Below are 21280 nucleotides of genomic sequence, written 5' to 3'. Positions count from 1 at the left end.
GGACGATAGGATGGTGTACGTGACTTTTCCTCGTGTTGGTGTCATTGGCGGCGGCCAATTGGCACGTATGCTTGCCCCTGCCGCAGAAGCCCTCGGCATCCGCTTCTCGGTCCTCGCCGAGACCGCTGATGCCCCGGCCACCCAGGTCATCAATGAGGTGAGCGTCGGAGACTATACGGACTTCGCGACCCTCAAAGCCTTCGCCGAGACGGTCGACGTGGTGACCTTCGACCATGAGCATGTTCCGCCAGAACATCTGCAGGCCCTCGCCGAGGCGGGCCACGCCGTCCGCCCGGGACCACAGGCCCTCATCTTCGCTCAGGACAAAATCCTCATGCGCAGGAGAATGGACGAACTCGGCCTGCCGAGCCCGGCCTGGGCAGAGATCACCTCGCGCACCGATGTCGAATCATTCGCACAGCGAGTCGGATTCCCCTTCATCCTCAAGACGCCTCGCGGCGGCTATGACGGCAAGGGCGTGCGTGTCATCGACACCATCGATGAGGCCGTGACCTGGCTCGACGAGGTCGGGCAGCTGCTCGCCGAGGAGAAGGTGGACTTCACCCGCGAGCTCGCCGTCATGGTCGGACGCTCCCCGATGGGCCAGACTGCGGTGTGGCCCGTCGTTGAGACCTGGCAGCAGAACGGAGTGTGCAAGGAAGCCATTGCTCCCGCGCCGGGACTGGCGGCAGGCAAATCGAGAGAGATCACCGAGGCGATCCTCAAGGTCGCCGGTGCCCTCGACGTCACCGGTGTGATGGCGATGGAGCTGTTTGAGACCGCCGACGGCTTCCTCATCAACGAATTTGCGATGCGTCCCCACAACACCGGTCACTGGACTCAGGACGGGGCCGTGACCAGCCAGTTCGAACAGCATCTCCGCGCGGTCCTCGACCTGCCCCTGGGCAGCCCTGCGGCCCGTGAGGACGTCTCTGTGATGGTCAACATCCTCGGCGCCGACCACGAAGACCTCTACCACCCCTATCTGCATGTGATGGCCCACGACCCTGCGGTCAAGGTCCACCTCTACGGCAAGGGCGTGCGCCCAGGCCGTAAAGTCGGCCATGTCAACGCCTACGGACAGGACGCGGATCTCGTGCTGGCTCGCGCCCGTCATGCTGCGGACTTCATCGCCGGCATCGACGTCAACCCGCATCCGCAGATGCCTGCCCCGGCAGATCTCGACGCAAACACGACGCCATCTGCCGATGACTCGGCCGGCACTGCCGCCACCTCCAGCGACGAAAGGGCCTGATATGCCTCCAGCGAATGACGATGACTCCACGAGCAACGAGAACTGCGCAGCCGTCGGAATCGTCATGGGATCGGACTCGGATTGGCCGACGATGAAGGCCGCGGCCGAGGCCCTCGACGAACTGGGCATCGGCTCGACCGCTGAAGTCGTCTCTGCCCACCGCATGCCTGAGGACATGATCGAATGGGCCAAGACCGCAGCAGACCGCGGCCTGCGCGTCATCATCGCCGGCGCCGGGGGAGCGGCCCACCTGCCCGGAATGATCGCCTCGATGACCCCGCTGCCGGTCATCGGCGTTCCCGTCCCGCTGAAATACCTCGACGGCATGGACTCACTGCTCTCGATCGTGCAGATGCCCGGAGGCGTCCCTGTGGCCACCGTCTCGATCGGCGGAGCCAAGAACGCAGGACTCCTCGCCGCCCGAATCCTCGGCGCCGGTGACACCGATGCAGCGGCGGGAATCCGCGGTCGACTCGACGAACATCGCCAGCAGCTGCGGCAGGCCGCTCTCGACAAAGGGCAGGCTCTCCAGCGATAATAGGAGTACTTAACGATCGATCAGTAATAGGAGAATGATGTTCGACCTCTACCAGCCCAGCGAAGAACACGAAGAGATCCGCGCCGCAGTGCGCAACGTCGTCGAGAAGAAGATCACTCCCTTCGCCGCCGAGGTTGACGCCGATTCCCGCTACCCGCAGGAAGCCCACGACGCTCTGGTCGAGACCGACTTCTTCGCCGCTCACATCCCCGAGGAGCACGGCGGGATGGGCGCTGACGCGCTGGCAGTGGCCATCATCATCGAAGAGGTCGCACGCGGATGTGCTTCGTCATCACTGATCCCGGCCGTGAACAAGCTCGGCAGCATGCCTGTCCAGCTCGGCGGCAGCGAAGAGATCAAGGCGAAGTACTTCCCGCAGGTTGCTCGCGGTGAGGCCGGATTCTCCTACGGACTCTCAGAACGCGAAGCCGGGTCCGACACGGCCTCGATGAAGACACGCGCCGTGGCCGATGGCGACGACTGGATCCTCAACGGTGTCAAGACCTGGATCACGAACGCCGGCGAGTCCGAGTACTACACGGTCATGGCCGTGACCGATCCCGACGGTGCGCGCGGCCGCAATATCTCCGCCTTCGTCGTCGAGAAGTCCGATGAGGGCTTCACCTTCGGTGAGAAGGAGCGCAAGCTCGGAATCAAGGGCTCACCGACGCGTGAGCTCCTCTTCGACAATGTCCGACTGCCCGGCGACCGCATCATCGGTGACCCCGGTGAAGGATTGAAGATCGCCCTGCGGACCCTCGACCACACTCGTGTGACCATCGCCGCCCAGGCCATCGGCATCGCCCAGGGCGCGCTCGACTACGCGATCGGCTATGTGAAGGAACGCGAACAGTTCGGCAAGAGCATCGCCTCGAACCAGGGAGTCCAGTTCATGCTCGCCGATATGGGCATGAAGCTCGAGGCCGCTCGTTCGCTGACCTACACCGCTGCGGCCAAGTCCCAGCGCTTCGACGACGACCTCACCTACTTCGGCGCTGCGGCCAAGGCCTTCGCCTCAGACGCGGCCATGGAGATCACGACCGATGCCGTGCAGCTGCTCGGCGGTGCCGGTTATGTCGTCGATCATCCCGTCGAGCGGATGATGCGTGATGCGAAGATCACACAGATCTACGAAGGCACCAACCAGATCCAGCGCATGGTGATGGGGCGCAAGCTCATCGGCTGAGGCCAGACCCGCCTCGGCGGGGGAGAGACCAGGCTTCAAGGAAGACGGCCATCGCTGACGGGCGATGGCCGTCTTCGACCCTGTGCTCCCATACTGAGGCCCACAGATCGCGTGACTGTGATCAAGTACACCTGCGACGACGCGACATGCGCAGGGCAAATGTGCCGGAATCCCAGGTTCGCACGCGCCACAATGGATGAACACAGTGGACTCTCCAGAAGGTTTGGCACAGTAGTCTGTGTCGCCGCGGGCTTCAGGTCCGCGCGGTGGCCATAACAGCAACGAGCGCGAGGTAAAGGTAGGTCAGTGGCCGAAACGAGATACGTCGACCCCATTCATCACCCGTCGTACGCCTCACAGCCGACGAGGGATGTACGGGCGTGGATTCTTCTCCTCGTGACAGTCCTCATTCCCGGGGGAGTGCAGCTGCTGTTCCGGTCTCGTCGCTGGGCCAAGATCTCGCTGTCGATCACCGCAATCACCTGGGTCCTCGCGATCATTGCGCTGATCGTGATTCTCATCGACAAGAAGTTCCTCTTCACGATCGGCACGAATCCCTTCCTGCTGACGTTCCTCACGATCTGGCTGCCGGTGATCGCCATCAACTGGATCGTGTGCCTCTTCGACACCTTGCGCCGGATCAAGCTGGTCACACTGTCTGCGAGGGCGCGCAAGCGCTTCCTGGCCGCGTTCTGCGCGCTGGTCCTCGTCGTTGTCGGCCCGCTGGCCTGGGGCACGACCCTGCTGGACTCCCAGCGCGGACTGATGTCTGACCTCTTCGCCTCCGGGAAGGCCGCGAAGCCCGTCGATGGTCGCTACAACATCCTTCTCCTCGGCTCAGACGCCGGCAAGGGGCGCACCGGCATCCGCCCGGATTCGTTGTCCCTGGTCTCGATCGATGCGAAGACCGGCAAGACGGTCATCGTCGGCCTTCCGCGCAATATGGAGAACGTGCCGTTCCCCAAGGACTCGCCGTTGCACCAGTACTACCCGCAGGGGTACAACTGCGGCGACGAGTGCCTGCTCAACGCGGTCTTCCAGCAAGGTGAGCGACACAAGGACGAGTTCGAGAACCCGAAGCGAGCAGGGGAGCAGGCCACGATGGATGCCACCTCGGCGATCACCGGCCTCGAAGTTCAGTACTTCGCCATGGTCAACCTCAAGGGGTTCGAGAGCCTCATCGATTCCCTGGGCGGGATCACACTCGTCTCGGGTAAGCGGGTGCCGATCTCTTCGAAGGTCGATCCGAACACAGGCGAGCATGGCCCGGTCAAGGGTTGGATCGAGCCGGGCAAGCAGAAGCTCGACGGTTTCCATGCTCTGTGGTTCGCCCGCTCTCGTGAATTCTCCAGCGACTACGAGCGGATGGTCCGGCAGCGCTGCGTGCAGACAGCGATGGTCAAACAGCTCGATCCCGCCACCGTTCTGACTCGGTATCAGGAGATCGCCAAAGCCACCCCAGGAGCGCTGGCGACGGACATTCCCTCCTCAGAGGTGGACGACTTCGTGGACCTGGCTCTGAAGGTCAAGTCGCAGAAGATCGAGTCCCTTGACCTCACTCCACCCAACGTGACACCATCACAGCCTGACTTCGACGCAGCCAGGTCCTTGATTGCGGACACGATCGAAAAATCATCCAAGGATGCTGAGCAGGACAAAGGCGCCCAGAGCGCGCCTGGCGATACGTCCGGAGCCGTTGCAGGGGTGAATGCGAGCCGGGGGCTCACGGCTGGAAGCAACACCCAGGTCAGTGCGCAAAGCGGTAGTGAAGGCGGCTCTGACGAGGGCGAAGAGAGCGCAGAGAGAGCCATCTGCTACGTGCCCTGAGATGTCGATCACCTGGCCGACCTTGTGCGTTGGCCGTGAGAAGCAGGGAATTGCACAGGATTCCGGGAAAAACTTTCCCTCGGTGTGTCCCTTGCAAACACTGGGAACCACACCGGTGTAATTTGGTTATTTTGTTATTTGGCTAGTCTGACACGCCGTATATGTGTAACAATTTTGAGATGTTGGGATTACCCACCGTCCTGCCAACGGTGAGATGATTCCAGGGCCTGAACTTCCCTGACTTCCTCGAAAAGGCTGTAACGATGAAATACTTATTGCCCACAGTCGCGGGCTGCGCTTCAGTCGCACTCGTCGGCACCTTAGCGGTCACGGCACCGACTGCCTTCGCGGCGTCGACTGAGCCGGAAGTGACTCAAGAGGCGCTGAGCGTGAGCGAAGACGGACTCAACGTCCCCGGCGCCCGTGATTCCAGTGACTCCTCTGCCAACGCCACCAACCAGAGCGCAACCAGCAACCTGCCGAACATCTTCAAGTCGCCGACCGCTGCCGCCTCGACTCAGGTGCCAGCAGTCGTCAACGCGAGTTCGGGTGCCTCTGCTGCTGCCGGTTCCACAGGGTCGGTCAATCCCGTCTCTGCAGGACTGTCCGCACCTGAAGGTGAAAGCGAATCTGCTGAATCGGACGCCACGACCCCGAAGGCTGACCCATCGGCACCCGCTGAAGATTCCGAGAAGAAGGATGACGCGTCCGAGGACGAGAAGTCCGAGGGCTCTGAATCATCTGAGGAATCGAAGGACAGCGACGACATCTCGGGCTCGGTGCGTCAGAAGACCGAAGACGGCGTCAACATCGCGCTGATCTCCGACGTCCTCGACGTTCCGTCCAAGAACCCCAGCCTGATCGGCTTCACCTTCTCCGAGTCGACGGCCAACATCCGCATCCAAGTCCGCGTCAAGAGCGGATCTGATTGGGGCAACTGGCAGTCGCTCGACGAGGAGAAGCAGGAGCAGGCGAAGAACGAAGGTTCCGAGCCGTTCACCGTCAACCGGGCCTCCGGTGTGCAGATGCGCATTCTGGGCGACAAGGCACCCAGCGATGCCGAGCTCGTTCTCGTCGATCCGAAGCATAATCCCAATGATGCTGCGGCCGTGGCCGAGAACGATCCGGTGGAGATCAAGCCGCAGAGCTCCGATCCGTCCGAAGACGCAGCAGATACCTCAGAGACGACTCCCGGCTCCACTGCCGGCTCGGCCGAGGCTGCCGCGAGCACCGAGACAGTGGCTGCATCAGGTCAGGCCGAGGTCACCAATCAGAACTACGTCCCCGGCTCCTCGTCCACGAACAACGTGGCCAAAGCCGCCAAGGTGCCGAAGCCGAAGATCGGCTCGCGCGATTCGTGGGGTGCCAAGGCATACAACGGCAGCCCCGACTACGCCAGCAGCGTCAAGCAGGCTGTCGTTCACCACACCGCCGGTTCGAACAGCTACTCGGCTGAAGACGTTCCCTCGGTTCTGCGCGGTATCCAGTCCTACCACCAGTCGGGTCGAGGCTGGGACGACATCGGATACAACGTCATCGCCGATAAGTACGGCCGTCTCTGGCATGCACGCGGCGGCGACATCAAGAAGGCCGTCATCGGTGCTCACGTGGCCGGCCACAACTCCGGTACATTCGGCATCTCGGTGATCGGCTCCTATGACAAGTCGGCTCCGCCGAAGAAGACCAGGGATGCTGTCGCCTCGGCGATTGCCTGGAAGCTTTCGCTCGATGGCGTCAAGCCGAGCAAGTCGACCGTCGTCGCGCACCGCGACCTCGCGAACACCAGCTGCCCTGGTGACGCCTTCTATTCCAAGATGGGCGAAATCCGTTCAACTGTCACCGACATCATGAAGTCCGGCGATCTGCCGTCCGATGAGAAGAAGGACGACGACAAGAAGGACGACAAGAAGAAGGATGACAAGAAGGACGATGACAAGAAGGCAACGCCGAAGCCCAAGACTGCTATCGAGAAGTACGCTGCTGACCACACGAAGGAACTCGGCAAGGCCACTGGCAAGGAACACGATGTCAAAGGCGTTGACGGAGCACGTGCTCGCGCTTACGAGAAGGGCAACGTCTACTGGTCCAAGAAGACCGGTGCGTACCACCTGACCGGAGCGATCAAGAACTCGTACAAGGGTGACGCTGTCACCCAGCTGGGCCTGCCCACCTCGCAAGAGAAGGGCGGCCTGAAGGACGGGGGATCGGCGCAGTCGTTCCAGAAGGGCAAGATCTACTGGTCGAAGGACACCGGTGCCCACTACACCACCGGCACGCTCCTGAACTATTGGGGTGACAAAGGTACCGTCAAGGGCCACCTTGGTTACCCCACGTCGAACCCGGTGTACAAGGACGGACGAGGAGAGCAGCTGTTCGAAGGTGCCCGACTCGTCTGGGCCGAGGGCTATGGAACTACAGAGTTCTCGCCCACCGGAACCATTGAAGGCGGCGTAGTCGACAACAATGGTCCGGGTGACACCGATGATGCCAACGCTTCCGGTGGTGCCGATGAGTCGGCACCACCGGGGGACAGCGCCACCGATGGCGGTTCGGCTGCAGACTCCGGGGAAGGTTCTACAGACGACAAAGACGCCAAGGGTGACGACAAGGATTCGAAGGACGACGACAAGTCGAAGGACGAGGACAAGTCCAAAGACGACGATAAGTCGGACGCGCCCAAGGATGACAAGAAGGACGAGGACAAATCCAAGGACGACGATAAGTCGGACGCGCCTAAGGATGACAAGAAGGACAATGACAAGTCCAAGGATGACAAGAAGGACGACAAGTCCAAGGACGACGACAAGCCGTCCAAGGCTGAGAAGATCCAGGCTCAGCGTGACTCCATCGTCGGTGAGGCGAAAGCCCACCTCGGTGTGAAGTATGTCTGGGGCGGAACCTCACCGACGAAGGGCTGGGACTGCTCGGGCTACACCCAGTACGTCTACGGCAAGCACGGCATCAAACTGCCGCGCACAACAAGCCAGCAGCGCAACGCCGGCACTGTCATCCCTGCCAGTGAAGCCAAAGCAGGCGACCTGATCTGGATCCCAGGCCACATCGGCATCATCTCTGAGACCAAGGGGCAGATGTACGATGCTGGCTCGACCCGGACGAACACGACGAAGCGCAGCTACAGCTGGATGCTCGATCGTGGAGCGAAGGTCATTCGCGTGGTCGGCTGACGGCAGCACGGTGGCATCGGTCGAGTAGAACTCGGCAGGTGGTTCCAATGCCTCGCGGTCGGTTCTGAAAAGAACCGGTCGCGAGGCATTTTTCTGTTCCTGTTCACCTGCGACTTGGGCCCGGATGTCCATAGACTCTCCTTGCGGCTGGCCCGCCTGTCTCGTGCGGTCAACCTCACGTGCCGCTCCACGGGCCCTTAACCACGCGGTGAACAACAGATGTCCTGGCCTGAACAGTCAGTGAAGCCACTTCGGAAAACCATGATTAGTCAAGAGGGACGCGCTAACGTGGAGAAACACGCACGGCAAATGCATGTGTGTTCATCTGAACAGTCCAGCCGAAGGGGACCAAGACAGTGCGTCGATTGCACAACACGGTCAAGAATTTTGCTTGGGGCAGCACGGACGCGATCCCGGCGATCCTGGGAACTGCGCCAGACGGCACTCCTTGCGCTGAGCTTTGGCTTGGAGCGCATCCTCTCAGCCCCTCCCGTCTGGACATCGGAGCGTCTGACCAGCAGCGCACGGCCTACCTTTCCGCGCAGAAGGGGTCATCGTCATCGTTGGACGTGAAGACGGACAGCAGCACTGTCGGACCCAACCTCATCGAATACCTTGCCGGTGACCCAGAGGGTCTGTTGGGCCACGACTCGCTGCAGGTATTCGGGCCACGTCTGCCGTTCCTGCTCAAGGTCCTCTCCGCGCAGAAGGCACTTTCTATTCAGGTTCACCCGAATCCAGAGCAGGCGGCCATCGGATTCGCCCGGGAAGAAGCCGAGGGCCCCGATCTCGACGCTTCGACCCGCAACTACAAGGACCCGTCGGCCAAACCGGAACTCATCTACGCTCTCACCGAATTCCACGCGCTGACCGGATTCCGTTCGCGCAAAGCCGTGCGTGCAACCTTCGAACGTCTGCTGTCGCTGTCACTGTCACCAGCTTCCCTGGACTTTCTCGGTGACGTGATCTCGGCGCTGAAGTCCGTGACCGAGGCTAAGGCCTTCGCCAAGGCAGTCGAGCTCGTCCTCGGAGACGCCCGGTCCGCCGGCTTTGTGGACGAGGTCGCCGGTCAGGATCTGGCAGAACTGCCAGAAGGACACATCAGTCGTTCGGGCACAGCCGTCGATCCTGCTGAGACCTTCCACGAGCTTGTGGCTGACTATCCTTCCGATCCTGGAGTGCTTGTGGCACTCATGCTCAATCGCGTCCACCTGCAGCCCGGGGAAGCCCTGGCGATGGAATCAGGTGTGCTGCACGCCTACCTCGGCGGAACCGGAATCGAGGTCATGGCCTCGAGCGACAATGTTCTGCGCGGGGGACTGACGAACAAGCACATCGATATTCCGGAGCTGGGAAAGGTTGCGAAGTTCGCCTCCGCCAAGCCTCGAATGGTTGCACCTGACCGCGACGGAATCCTCCTCGGCGCGACCGAGGATTTCGCACTGCAATCACTGCGGTGCCCACGACTGACTCAGGTCGAGCGCCGAGGTGCGAGCATCGCCCTGTGCACCTCGGGAAGCATCACTCTGACCTCCCTCGGGTCCACAGTGACACTCACACGTGGCCAGAGCGTCTTCATCGCGGCAAATGAGCCCACAGTGACCGCAGACGGCCACGGAGACCTGTTCGTGGCCACCACCGGACTCGACACCTCGCTGCCCTTCGCCTGAAGCGTCCGGGGCCGGGGCAGGGCTGGAAGGCGACTGACGTCCGTCGTTGCTTGTTGGCCCGGGCGGGTTCGAAGTGAGTTGGCTGTGCGTGTGTCGGCGGGTTGAGCACCACGCACAATCAGCAGCTATTCACCTCTTTGCGGGTGTTGTTTTAGGCACTGACGGTAGGAGTAGCTGAGCTATACGTGGTTCGTATGAGCAACGGGATGGTTTGAGAGCAGCGGTGGGGTATGCGCGCGGGCACGAGGCGCAAATGAGCGCACACATGCGACAGAGGCCATTCCAAGTCGAATTCCCTGTTCGGAATCGACCCGGAATGGCCTCTGTCGTGTCTCGGCTCGGAACGGCCTCAGGCGGCTCCGCGCCGCAGGCTACAAATGGCCGCAGGCGACAAAGCGCCGGAGCAGCAGTGCCTCAAGCGGCGTCGACGCTGATGGTGGGGACGTCGTCGGGGACGTTCACCTCGGCGCCGGTCTTCTCCTTGACCTCTTCGACGGTGACTCCCGGAGCCAGTTCGACGAGGGTGAATGAGTCTCCGGAGACGTCGAGCACGGCGATGTCGGTGATGACGCGGCTGACGACGCCCTTGCCCGTCAGCGGCAGCTCACAGGACGACAGCAGCTTGTGTGAGCCGTCCTTGGCCACATGGTCCATGATGACGATGACGCGCTGGGCACCGTGGACGAGGTCCATGGCCCCGCCCATTCCCTTGACCATCTTGCCGGGGATCATCCAGTTTGCGATGTCGCCGTTCGTGGCGACCTGCATCGCGCCGAGGATCGCGGCATTGACCTTGCCGCCGCGGATCATGCCGAAGCTGGCGGCGGAGTCGAAGTAGGAGGCACCGGGGAGCATCGTGACGATCTCCTTGCCGGCGTTGATGAGATCAGGATTGACCTCGTCCTCGGTGGGGTACGGGCCGACGCCGAGGAGACCGTTCTCCGACTGGAGGACGAGGTCGACTCCCTCGGGCAGGTAGTTGGGCACGAGAGTCGGCATTCCGATGCCCAGGTTGACGTAGCTGCCGTCTTCGAGTTCCTGGGCTGCGCGGGCGGCCATCTGATTTCTTGTCAATGACATTTCGGCTCCTCAGGCTTCGCGAACGGTACGTTTTTCGATGGGCTTGTCGGCCACCTGTTCCGGGGTCAGCTCGACGACGCGGTGGACGAAGATGCCGGGAACGTGGACGTCATCGGGATCGATCTCGCCTGGCTCGACGAGCTTCTCGACCTCGGCGATGGTGATCCGGGCCGACTGTGCGGCCGGGGGATTGAAGTTCCTGGCCGAAGAGTTGAAGACGAGATTGCCGTGGCGGTCTCCGATGGCGGCGCGGACGAGCGCGTAGTCGGGAGCCAGGGACTCCTCGAGGACGTATTCCTTCTCTTCGCCGAAGGTGTCGAAGACGCGGGTGTCCTTGGCCGGTGACTCCTTGACGACGTTGCCCTCGGCGTCGTACTTCCACGGCATGCCGCCGTCGGCGACCTGAGTGCCGGCACCGGTGATCGTGTAGAACGCCGGGATTCCGGCACCGCCGGCGCGCATCTTCTCTGCCAAGGTGCCCTGCGGGGTCAGCTCGACCTCGAGTTCCCCGGAGAGGTACTGGCGGGCGAATTCCTTGTTCTCACCGACATAGGAGGCGATGATCCGGCGGAGGCGGTGGTCGGCGAGCAGCAGGCCCAAGCCCCGTCCGTCGACTCCGGCGTTGTTCGAGATCACCTCGAGGTCCTTGGCGCCCTGGTCCTTGAGCGCTCGGATCAGGAACTCAGGCACGCCCACGACACCGAAACCGCCCACGGCGATCGATGATCCATCTGCAATATCGGCTACCGCCTCGGCGGGAGTATCAACTACTTTGTCCATACGCCCAGTCTGCCACGTACCTCGCCGAGGCTGCTCGCCAGGTCCGCAATGCGAGCCTCGTCCATCCCGTTGGCCAGCACAGACTCACCCCCGCGAAGGAGGTGGCCCAGGAACGTCGCCCATTCGTCTGGGCCCGGAGTTGAGTTCGAGACGAGGATTCCGGATCTGGAATCGTTCGGGGAGTCGGACCACTGGAGCTCCTGGCCACCGACGATGAGAGTCCCGGTGGACTGGAGCCGCCGAGGTGTCACGTCTGGGTAGGCGCGGATTGCTGAGTTGACGTCGATGAAGTCCGCATCGACCGGTGTGCTCAGCGCCAGTGCCGGTGGGTTGTAGACGAAGACCTCCTCGGCATCGGCCAGTTGCTCATCGTCCTGGTGGCCCAGCGGTACGAAGGCGTGGAAATCACCATCCGGGGCCGGTGACCTGTCCGTGCCGAGCACGACGCGACCGTCGGCGAGGAGGACGCTGAGAATGGCGACGAGCTCTCGCCAGTGCAGCCCGGCAGGCAGCGGAACGAAGAGCGTGAAATCAGGGCCGAGGTCGTAGTCGCCGAAGAGGCCGACGCCCTTGTTCACCCAGTTCGCCACGACTGGACCGGTGAGGTCGAGCCGGTCGAAGTCGGGGCCGCGCCAGAAGAGGACGGGTCCGCCGGTGCGGCTGATGATGGATAGATCCACGAGGGATGACCTGCTTTCTCGATGATGATGGGGCGTTCAGTGGGACGGGAGCCCGATGGTCAGGGAGTCAGGAGCCCGATGGTCAGGGGGTCAGGAGGCCGATATTGATGCGGACCCCACGGGGGAACGCTCCGAGCTCTCCGTCGGCCCACTCCCACTTCGTGGTCGCGCTGAGGTCCTCGGCGAAGAGCGCAGTGTGCATGCGCTCGACGAGAGATCCGAGGCCGACCATCGCCTCCAGCAGGGGAGGACCACCGGCCTGCGGTGTCGCCGGAGAGTCGGAGGGGGCCATGGTGATCCGGGAGCCGGACCCTTCGATGCGCATCCGCCAGGCAGCCTGACCGGGGGTGCGTGACGCTCCGGCGCGGACGACGCGGATGGCGCGTGAGACGCGTTCGAGGATGTCGTCGCTGTTGTCACCGGCCGCGGCACGGCCGGGCAGCTCGGTGACGCCGAGACCTCTGTGGATTGCTTCGACGTGGCCGTAGCGGAACCAGTCCTCCCCGAGGTCACGGCTCAGGGCCTTCGCCCCGGCTCGGCCGTTGTCGAGATATCCCCCGGCGCCGCGTACGAGTGCCATCGGCAGTCCGCGCGATGATCCCTTGACGAGATCGGCTGCGGCGGCGATCTCATCGGCCACCGCGCGCACGGTCACCGATTGCACCCTGCCATCGTCATCTGGTCGGCCACGCTGATCGTCGAGGCCTGAGAATCCGGAGAGACCGAGCGCGAAGTCGCCGACGCCGATCCTCCACGGCCGCGAGATGGTGTCGGAGATGACGACCCCGATCCGCACGGAGAAGGACTCTTCGACCCGCAGCCGCAGCTTCTGCGCCGAAGCATCGCTGTCGTGAGGGTGGAGGACGACGGCGCCGCTGGAATTCGACTGGTCGAGTCCGGCGGCCGCCTGCACGGTTCCTGACTGGGTGCGCACGATCTGGACGGTGGACCCGGAGGCATAGGTCCGCTCGGCAACGAGGTGATTCGACGAATCCTTGACGAGGTCCTCGAACTCCGCCCGGTCCTTCACGCTGCGCAGGCGTCCATCAGCTTTGGACACCACCTTCGAGGCGATGACGAGGATGTCGCCGTCCTTGAGGTCGATCCGATTCCGGCGCAGAGCGTTGACAAGGATCGCTGCCAGATCGGAACCGGCCGCGATGTGCTCCTCGACGGGAGGCGCATACACGGTGAGCAGTCGGTCATTCATCGCCGCGTCCCTGTCGTCGTCGGGCCGCCTCGGCGCCCGGATTCAGTGGGCGGATGCGGGGAGCGGGCGACGATTGCGAGTGATTCGACTCTCATGTCTCCATATTCCCACTGACGGCGAATGATTTCGAAATTCTCCAGATTTGCTCAGCTGCTCACTACAGGTTGTGTCAGTATCAGATAGTGGTCGCTACATGTGGTGTTACCGGAGCGTGTGTATGTGAAGGTGTGTTCGATTAAACCTCAGATGCCCACTGCAATACTCCACAAGGGCTTGACGGGGCGGTAATGACACGCGTGTAATTTATACTTAACAGGGGAACGCACTTAGCACGAATCCTCGGATTCGAGCATCCACCACGCTGACACGGTCAGCACGAGCTTCACCTCCGGAATCATCCGGGGAGCCGGTCGCACCCAGACCATTCGGCTCTTCGAACGGTACCGGAATCGGAGCTCGCAGTGGTAGGTGAGCTGAGAGTGAGAAAGGGGAAAACCGTGCAAAGCGCACAGAGCAAAAGGCAGGAGAGGGAAGACTTCTCCACAGTCGTGCCTGGAGTCACTTCTCGAAGTGCCGAAGACTGGTTCGTCGAACCAGGGGCCCGAACACCGGATACTCTGCCTGATCCATTGGCGATCGATCCGAACGATCTGACACCGCTTCCCACGGACAACTCCGCAGTATCGCCGCTCTCACTGCTCTTCGGGGCAGCCGAGGACGGCGAGCTGTCCTGGCAGGACCAAGCGCTGTGCGCTCAGACCGACCCCGAGGCGTTCTTCCCTGAAAAGGGCGGATCGACTCGCGAGGCCAAACGTGTCTGTGCCTCGTGCGATGTCCGGTCAGACTGCCTCGAATACGCGCTGGCGAATGACGAGCGCTTCGGAATCTGGGGCGGTATGTCTGAACGTGAACGCCGCCGACTCAAGAAACAGGTCGTGTGAAACCTGCCGTCACCGTTGTCATCGCCTCAGGCGATGACAGCAGCAGGGTTGAGCTCGAAACAGCTCTGAGCAAGACCTACCCCGAGATCCCGATCGTGGATCTCGGGGGTCTTGCCGTCACAGAGGCACTTGCACTCCCCGAGGTTGCCGAGAGCACCCATCTGTGGTTCCTCACCGCAGACTCACGCCCGGAACCCGATTGCCTCGAGGAGCTGCTCGACGCCATCGGCGCAACCGAATCGATCGCCGCCGTCGGTCCCAAGATCATGCACGGAGACCACATCGTCTCCGCCGGAGTCACCACCACCTCGGCGGGAGCCAGGGTCAACCCGGTTGCCGACGGAGAGGTCGACCAGGGCCAGCGCGACGGCCAATCGGAGACACTGGGCCTCGACTTGCCCGGCATGCTCATCTCCACCACCGAGCTCGAAAGAATCGGAGCTCCGTCACGCGTCCTCGGCGTGGCCTATCGCGGTCTTGAATACTCGCGTCGACTGCGCGACCTCGGCCGCCGAGTCGTCGTCGCGCCACGCGCCGGACTCACCGTGTCCGCAGACTCGGCCGCCCAGTTGGGCTCCTCGCCTCTGCCGCCACTGTCGAAGTCTCAGATCCGTACAGAACAGCGCTACCGGCTCAGCCTCGCCACCCCCGGATTCGCCGGCATCTTCTGTCTCCTCATTCTCACCCAGCTGAAGAACACCCTGGCGGGACTCCTGTCGAACAACGTCCGCGCCGCCTCCTGGTACTTCTCCGCACTGCTCGGGCTCGTCTCCGACGCCGGAACCACCTCACGGCTGAGGCGGTCCAACGCTCGCCGCAATCGCTTGGCCAAACGCACCACCGACTCCCATGTGGCTCCGCTCTACGCGGACCCGGACGAACTCGCCGTCCAGCGCAGGAGCATGAACTCCGCCGAGGAAGCCCGTCTGGCTCAGGCCGATTCGGCCACTGGCAGCGGCCCCGGCGACATCGACGAAACCGAGCTCAACCCGGTCGGTGACACGGAAGAGGCCATCGACTCGTTCTCACGCCTCGAAGTCACCGGCGGTTCGGGACTCTTCCGCAGCCCCCTGACCTACCTCCTCCTCGCGGCCGCAGCACTGAGCGGCTTCGTCTCCTTCCGTCTCTTCGGCCCCGGCCACCTCGTCGGCGGTGCACTGGGATCCACCGACGTGACGGTGGGTGATATCGTCGCCCGACTGCTCAGCCCTCACCTTGACGTCTCCACCGGTGCCGCCGTTCCCGCCGACCCCTACCAGCTGGTCCTCGCGGCCCTCAGCGTTCCGTTCCTGGGCCACGTCGACATCATGGCCCGGACCCTGATCGTCCTCGCCCCGGTCCTTGCCGTCATCGCCGCCTACCGGGCCGCGGGCGCAATCGTGAAGCGACGGTGGGTGCGCGGATTCGCCGGTCTGCTGTGGATTGCGGCCCCACTCTTCGTCACCGCGCTCTCCGACGGCCGCCTCGGCGTGATCCTCGTCTGGATTGCGGCACCGCTCTTCGTCATCGCCCTGCGGCGCAGCCTGCGCACAGGGTCGATCGCCGCTGCCGCGGGTGCCGGACTCCTGCTGTTCCTGATGATCGCGGGCATGCCGCTGATGCTTCCTCTGGGCATCATCCTCACCGTGGTGCTGGTGTGCACCGGACGTGGTCTGCGCCACCTGTGGCTGCTGGCCCCGACCCTGTTCCTGGCCTGGCCCTGGCTGATCGGCCTCGTGAGCGCCCCGGGCGCGCTCTTCGTCATGCCCGGACAGACCCTGGCTCCACCGGCACCGCCCAGCTACCTCCTCGCGGTCGGCTTTCCCTCGACGATCGACATGAGCTGGCTGGCCGGTCTCCTGTCCGCTGTCGGCCTCAACGGCGTCAACCCTGGGATGCTTCAGCTGTGGGCACCGGTTCTGGTGCTGCCGATGCTCATCCTCGCGTTCCTCACCCTCATCGAAGCTCACCTCAAACTCTCACGCCTGATGTGGGCCGTGGGACTCTACCTTGCTGGGCTTCTGCTGGCCACCGTCCAGGTCCTCATCCCGGCCCAAACCGGTCCCTTCCACCTCATCGGCTCCTATCCTGCCGCGGGACTGACCCTGCTCAGCCTCGGCGCGATCATGCTGCTCACACTCGGGGCTCAGACCACGACGACGAAATCGTCGAACTCCCGGCGACTGCCCATGCGCGGTCTGTCCGGACTCGTGGCCATCGCCGCAGTCGGACTCATCATCGTCAGCGCCGGACCCAGCACCACCTCGGCGGACAAAGTCACCACCCAGGAACACGGCACCGTCCCGGCGTTGGCCGCTGACCGGGCTGCCGGTGATGCTCAGGCACGCACGTTGCGCCTCGATGTCGTCGACGGCGAAGTCCGGGCCCGCCTTCTCTCGTCCGCCGATGGGACCGTCATCGGGACCTCGACCATCCGGTCCGCCGAGGCAGTCGGCGGCTGGCCGTGGGAGCGCCGACCCCTGCCCATCACCGAGGACCAGACACTCATCGCTCAGGCCGCCGCGGCACTCTCGGCCGATGACGCCGGAGACGTCCGCACCATCCTCGGTCAGCTGGGCGTGGACTTCGTCCTCGTCGACTCGGACGCGAAGAATCTGACGAACTCAGTGGCCGCCGCCGACGGAGTCGTCCAGGTCGGTCCGACCGAATCGGGTGGCCTGTGGCAGGTCGACACCCCCTACAGCGGCCGGTTCCTCGTCCGCGAACCCGACGGCACGATGAGCACCGCACCGATGCACGGCACCACCGCCGAGGTGGCTCCAGGTGAGGACGGGCGCACCCTGATCGTGTCCGATAGTTCCGACAACATCACCACCAGCCTCGATGGCAAGGACCTGCCGAAGCCAGGGAAGTCGACGATCAGCTGGGCCTCCGAGTACTCCTTGCCAGCTTCCGGCGGCGAGGTCGAACTCACCTACGGTTCGTCGCTCTATGCCCCGGGGGTCATCATCGGCTGGATTCTCGGCCTCCTGACCATCATCGTCGCGATCCCCTTCGGGTCTCAGCGCCAGACACGGGCCTGGTCACGAACGACTCGGGGGAAATCCGAGCCAGCGACTCGGGGAAAGTCCCAGCGACAGTCTGAACCCGCACCCGAGCATTCTGTGGAGGCGAAGTCATGAAACACATGCGCAGCATCGTGACCTTCGCGGCGATCGCCGTACCGGGAGTCCTCGTCGCCACGACCTCCTTCCTGACTCCGCTGACCCCAGGCACACTCGACCGCAGTCCCGAGCAGGTCAGAATGCCCACCGCCGACACCCGTGTGATCTGCCCCGGTCCGCTCCTGACCGATGATGAGGCAGAGGGCACCGACGCGGAGTTCGTCGACGACTCGAACGTGTCCACACGTGCCGTCTCCGCCTCCGCGCCGATCAGTGCCGCAGACGGCTCGGTCTCCGCAGCCCGTCTCCAGGTAGCGGATCTGGGTGGGTCGGCGAACTTCGACAACCCCAGCTCCGACGGCTTCGTCTCCGGTGACGATCCGATCGACAAGACCAAACTCATCACCGGGTTCGCCCGGCCCGGGGCACCGGCGCTGACAACCGGCGTCGAAACCGTCGAAGGCACCTCCGGAGACCTCACCGGGCTCGCGACACTGACCTGTGGTTCGGCGGCGAGCAACTTCCGGATCCTGGCTGGCTCCGGAGCCGCAGGATCGAACTCCCAACTGCTGCTGAGCAACCCCGGCGACGTTCCCGTGCAGGCCGAAGTCACACTCATGACACCGTCGGGAGAGCGTGGGGAGCCGACAGAGGTCAGCATCAAGGCTGGGAAGCAGCGAGCCATCCGATTGGGTGGACTCGCCGCCGGAGCGGAATCGCTGGCCGTCGATGTCAACGTCGACGGGGGAGTCGTGGCCGGCTCCCTCCAAGAGACCGTGCTCGACGGTCTCACCCCTCAGGGCATCGACCTGGCCACGAGCGGAGCAGACGCCGATACGCAGCAGGTCGTCACCGGACTCGACGGGAAGGACGCACGCCTGCGCGTGGCCAACCCGAGCGATGACCTGGCAGAGGTATCGCTCAAGGCCTATGGGCCCGATGGGGAGATCGACATTCCGCGCTCATCGATGACCGTTGTCGCACACGGAGTCGCCGAGGCCGACCTCGGCGATCTTGACGCCACAAGCGTCGTCCTCGATTCGGACCAAGCCATTGAGGCCAGCGCATTCATCGGTCAGGACGGGAAGAAGGGCAGCACAGACTTCGGCAGCATCAACGCCACCGACACCCTCGCCGACTCCCAGGTCATGGCCCTGCCGCGCACAGGCACCGGGAAACTGTACCTCTCACCAGGGCAGGGACAGGTGCAGGTGAGAGGCATGCTCGACGACGGTTCGCTCACGGAGGCCCAGTCGATTGACCTCAATCCCACCGCCACCACCGAATTCAGCCCGGCCGAGGTCTCCCCAGACGCAGTCCGCGCCATCGTCATCAGCGGTGAGAACGCCTCAGGTTCCCAGTCCGACGGTGTCCACGCCAGCTATGTGGTCACCACGGACTCAGGGATCTCCGCGGTGCAGCCGGCCCCGGCACCTGCCGGTGTGGCCTACCGCGACATCCGTCTCGGCTAGGAATTCCTGAGGATCTCGACCTGGTCGGCGACGACTTCGGCGATGAGCGAGTCCCGCTGCCCGCTGCTGTGATATTCGATGACCCGCCGGTAGAGGACGATGTGCGTGAGCCTGTTCGCGGTAGCCGGAAAGACCCGGCCGAAGGCGGGCTCGGTGGAACTCGCCGGTGGAACCGCATCAATGGCCAGCACCACCTCGGCGAGCAATGCCGGTTCCTGCGCCCGGAAACGGGCGAACTCCTCGGCCGCGACACGTGCGAAGCTCTCCGCCCGACGCAGACGCGCGGGGACGTCGGCCAGGAACAGCGGGGACCGCAGTCCGCGGCCATGCCGATCACGATGACGCCTGGTACTCATGAGTCAATATTGTACTGACCATACGGCCCTGGCTGACCAGGACAGGCGGTACTCGCGTGTAAAGTGGTTGACTGTGTCAGCCGTGAGATTGTGTTCAAAAGTCAGCTGCTCGCGCAGTGCCGCAGCCACCATGACGTACGTGCACGCTGATGCCTGTGTCGTCATCGGTCCGCTGTCGCGTCGCGCCGAGCCCGGTGCCCATGACCTGTGCGCCGACCATGCCGAGAAACTGACCCCGCCTGTGGGTTGGCAGCTCATCCGCATCGAAGGTGAGCAGGCCCCGCCCGAGCGCACCCATGACGATCTGTTGGCCATCGCCGACGCCGTCCGGGAAGCTGCGGGACGTCCCGGAGAGGGCGTCAGAGCAGGTGAGGCCGCATCGGCATCGTCGTCCAGGTCGCCCTCGACCTCCGGAGGTCGAAGCGACGGATCGATGCCGGGTCGCAAACACGGCCACCTGCGCATCATCGGCGACTCATGACCGAGTCCATGTCCGGCGCCGAACCCAGTCCCGAACTCGTCGGCGCCCGCACCGCTGCGCTCGAACCCGCAGTCGGTGCCTACGACATCCGCGGCCGCATCCCCGACCAGCTCGATGCCGATGTGCTCTTTGCCCTCGGCTGGGCCACCGCCACAGCCATGTCGGAGCTCCATTCGAGCGCCGAGGTGGTCGTGGGACACGATATGCGACCCAGTTCACCCGGTTTCGCCCAGGCCTTCGCCGCTGGCATCGAGGCAGCCGGATATCGAGCGGTGCTGTTGGGTCTGTGCTCGACCGACCAACTGTACTTCGCCTCCGGGATCTTCGACCTGCCGGGTGCGATGATCACCGCAAGTCACAATCCGGCCGACTACAACGGGATCAAGATCTGCGGGCCACGTGCCGCAGGAGTCAGCCTCGCTTCGGGGCTGGGACGGATCAAGGAATTGGCACCGCAGGCGCCGGCACATGTCGTCACTGACACCTTCCACAGCTCCGCACCCGAGGTCGACGCCGATGCCGCCGTGGATATGCGCAAACGCTACGTCGAACGCATCCGGACTCTGACCCGCGTCGGCGAGGTCACAGGCCTGAAGGTCGTCGTCGACTGCGGCAACGGCATGGCGGGCAAACTTCTCGGAGAGGTCTTCGGCACCGATTCCGGTTACGCGAGTGTGCCCTTCGACGTCATCGGGCTGTTCACCGAACTCGACGGCACGTTCCCCAACCATGAGGCGAACCCGCTGAAGCCGGAGAACCTCCTCGACGTCTCCCGTGCAGTGCTCGACCAGGGTGCGGACTTGGGACTTGCCTTCGACGGGGATGCCGATCGCTGCTTCTTCATCGACGAAACCGGAGCGACCATGTCGCCCTCGGCCGTGGGCGCGCTCGTCGCCGAACGAGAGATCGTTCGCGCCAAGGCCGCAGGCATTGCTGAACCTGTGGTCATCCACAATCTCATCACCTCCCGCAGCGTTCCGGCCACAATCGCAGCCGCCGGCGGGCGGGCCGTGCGTTCGAAGGTCGGGCATTCGGGCATCAAAACGCTCATGCGCACCGAACATGCCGTCTTTGCCTGCGAGCACTCCGCTCACTTCTACTTCGACGAGTTCTACGGTGCGGACTCCGGCATGCTCGCAGCCTGCCACCTGATTGCCGCCCTGGCGAAGACAGTGGCACCGGCGTCACGACTCGTCGCCGACTACGACCTCTACGTCCAGTCGGGAGAGATCAACTTCACCGTGGCCGATCCCGATTCGGTCCTCAGCGCCTTCTCGTCCGAGTCCGGTCACTTTCCGACCAACACGGTCGACGATCTCGACGGCATCGGGCTACAGGGAGACGACTGGTGGATCAACCTGCGCAAGTCGAACACGGAGCCCCTGGTGCGACTCAATGTCGAAGCCAGCGATCCGGAGAGCCTGCGCGAACTGACCGCTCGGGTCAGTGAGTTCGTCGAGGCTCGCAGGCAATAGACTCGAGACAGACGACAACAGTTTCCGTTCCCGATGGAGG

Annotated in this window: 16 protein-coding genes; 11 read left to right on the top strand and 5 right to left on the bottom strand. The window is 63.7% G+C overall.

The window, feature by feature from the left end; genetic code table 11:
• Positions 1-10 precede the first annotated feature (10 nt).
• The 6 genes from HU144_RS15065 (at position 11) to manA (ending at position 9661) form a co-directional block, all read left to right on the top strand.
• Positions 11-1255: a 5-(carboxyamino)imidazole ribonucleotide synthase gene (locus HU144_RS15065; protein WP_442862660.1), complete on the top strand. Its 1245-nt coding sequence runs from the start codon at positions 11-13 to the stop codon at positions 1253-1255.
• Position 1256: 1 nt separating this feature from the next.
• Positions 1257-1793 (top strand): 5-(carboxyamino)imidazole ribonucleotide mutase, encoded by a 537-nt coding sequence (gene purE, locus HU144_RS15060; protein WP_235352000.1) that lies wholly within the window; start codon positions 1257-1259, stop codon positions 1791-1793.
• 37 nt (positions 1794-1830) lie between these two features.
• A complete protein-coding gene (locus tag HU144_RS15055; RefSeq protein ID WP_328284320.1) occupies positions 1831-2979 on the top strand; it encodes an acyl-CoA dehydrogenase family protein in 1149 nt (382 codons plus the stop codon).
• A gap of 306 nt (positions 2980-3285) precedes the next feature.
• Positions 3286-4806 (top strand): LCP family protein, encoded by a 1521-nt coding sequence (locus HU144_RS15050; protein WP_235351998.1) that lies wholly within the window; start codon positions 3286-3288, stop codon positions 4804-4806.
• A gap of 263 nt (positions 4807-5069) precedes the next feature.
• The gene (locus HU144_RS15045) at positions 5070-7991 is read left to right on the top strand and encodes an NlpC/P60 family protein (RefSeq protein ID WP_235351997.1); all 2922 of its coding nucleotides are present in this window, start codon (positions 5070-5072) and stop codon (positions 7989-7991) included.
• 569 nt (positions 7992-8560) lie between these two features.
• Positions 8561-9661 carry a mannose-6-phosphate isomerase, class I gene (gene manA, locus HU144_RS15040; protein ID WP_328284303.1) on the top strand — a complete coding sequence of 367 codons (1101 nt, stop codon included), beginning with the start codon at positions 8561-8563 and terminating at the stop codon, positions 9659-9661.
• Positions 9662-10075: 414 nt separating this feature from the next.
• Here the strand turns inward: manA and HU144_RS15035 are convergent, their stop codons facing one another.
• The 4 genes from HU144_RS15035 to HU144_RS15020 form a co-directional block, all read right to left on the bottom strand.
• Positions 10076-10741, bottom strand: coding sequence for a CoA transferase subunit B (locus HU144_RS15035; RefSeq protein WP_235351995.1), 666 nt, complete (start codon positions 10739-10741; stop codon positions 10076-10078).
• Positions 10742-10750: 9 nt separating this feature from the next.
• Positions 10751-11521: a CoA transferase subunit A gene (locus tag HU144_RS15030; protein ID WP_198395306.1), complete on the bottom strand. Its 771-nt coding sequence runs from the start codon at positions 11519-11521 to the stop codon at positions 10751-10753.
• Positions 11509-12201 (bottom strand): hypothetical protein, encoded by a 693-nt coding sequence (locus HU144_RS15025; RefSeq protein ID WP_235351994.1) that lies wholly within the window; start codon positions 12199-12201, stop codon positions 11509-11511. The genes HU144_RS15030 and HU144_RS15025 overlap by 13 nt, the downstream gene beginning before the upstream one ends.
• A gap of 82 nt (positions 12202-12283) precedes the next feature.
• On the bottom strand, positions 12284-13411 hold the full coding sequence (locus HU144_RS15020) for a coenzyme F420-0:L-glutamate ligase (protein WP_235351993.1): 1128 nt from the start codon (positions 13409-13411) through the stop codon (positions 12284-12286).
• Positions 13412-13908: 497 nt separating this feature from the next.
• Here HU144_RS15020 and HU144_RS19480 point away from each other — a divergent pair, with 497 nt between their 5' ends.
• The 3 genes from HU144_RS19480 to HU144_RS15005 are packed head-to-tail and all read left to right on the top strand — an operon-like array spanning position 13909 to position 18928.
• Positions 13909-14352 carry a WhiB family transcriptional regulator gene (locus HU144_RS19480; RefSeq protein ID WP_269465931.1) on the top strand — a complete coding sequence of 148 codons (444 nt, stop codon included), beginning with the start codon at positions 13909-13911 and terminating at the stop codon, positions 14350-14352.
• Complete coding sequence (locus HU144_RS15010; protein WP_235351992.1) at positions 14349-17474, top strand: glycosyl transferase; 3126 nt, start codon at positions 14349-14351, stop codon at positions 17472-17474. The genes HU144_RS19480 and HU144_RS15010 overlap by 4 nt, the downstream gene beginning before the upstream one ends.
• A complete protein-coding gene (locus HU144_RS15005) occupies positions 17471-18928 on the top strand; it encodes a DUF5719 family protein (protein ID WP_235351991.1) in 1458 nt (485 codons plus the stop codon). Before HU144_RS15010 ends, HU144_RS15005 begins: the two co-directional genes overlap by 4 nt.
• Here HU144_RS15005 and HU144_RS15000 read toward each other — a convergent pair.
• Positions 18925-19284, bottom strand: coding sequence for a metallopeptidase family protein (locus tag HU144_RS15000; RefSeq protein WP_198395311.1), 360 nt, complete (start codon positions 19282-19284; stop codon positions 18925-18927). The two genes, HU144_RS15005 and HU144_RS15000, sit on opposite strands and share 4 nt — an antisense overlap.
• A gap of 130 nt (positions 19285-19414) precedes the next feature.
• Here HU144_RS15000 and HU144_RS14995 point away from each other — a divergent pair, with 130 nt between their 5' ends.
• Together HU144_RS14995 and manB are read left to right on the top strand one after the other, a co-directional pair.
• Positions 19415-19765, top strand: a complete 351-nt coding sequence (locus HU144_RS14995; protein WP_235351990.1) for a DUF3499 family protein — start codon at positions 19415-19417, stop codon at positions 19763-19765.
• On the top strand, positions 19762-21240 hold the full coding sequence (gene manB / locus HU144_RS14990) for a phosphomannomutase/phosphoglucomutase (RefSeq protein WP_235351989.1): 1479 nt from the start codon (positions 19762-19764) through the stop codon (positions 21238-21240). The genes HU144_RS14995 and manB overlap by 4 nt, the downstream gene beginning before the upstream one ends.
• Positions 21241-21280: the final 40 nt, after the last annotated feature.

This window comes from Brevibacterium sp. UCMA 11752 (genome assembly GCF_021532235.1).
GTDB classification, from domain to species: Bacteria; Actinomycetota; Actinomycetes; order Actinomycetales; family Brevibacteriaceae; genus Brevibacterium; species Brevibacterium antiquum.
The sequence above is the reverse complement of the archived record's forward strand: the minus strand, read 5'-3'. Positions and strand labels throughout refer to the sequence as shown.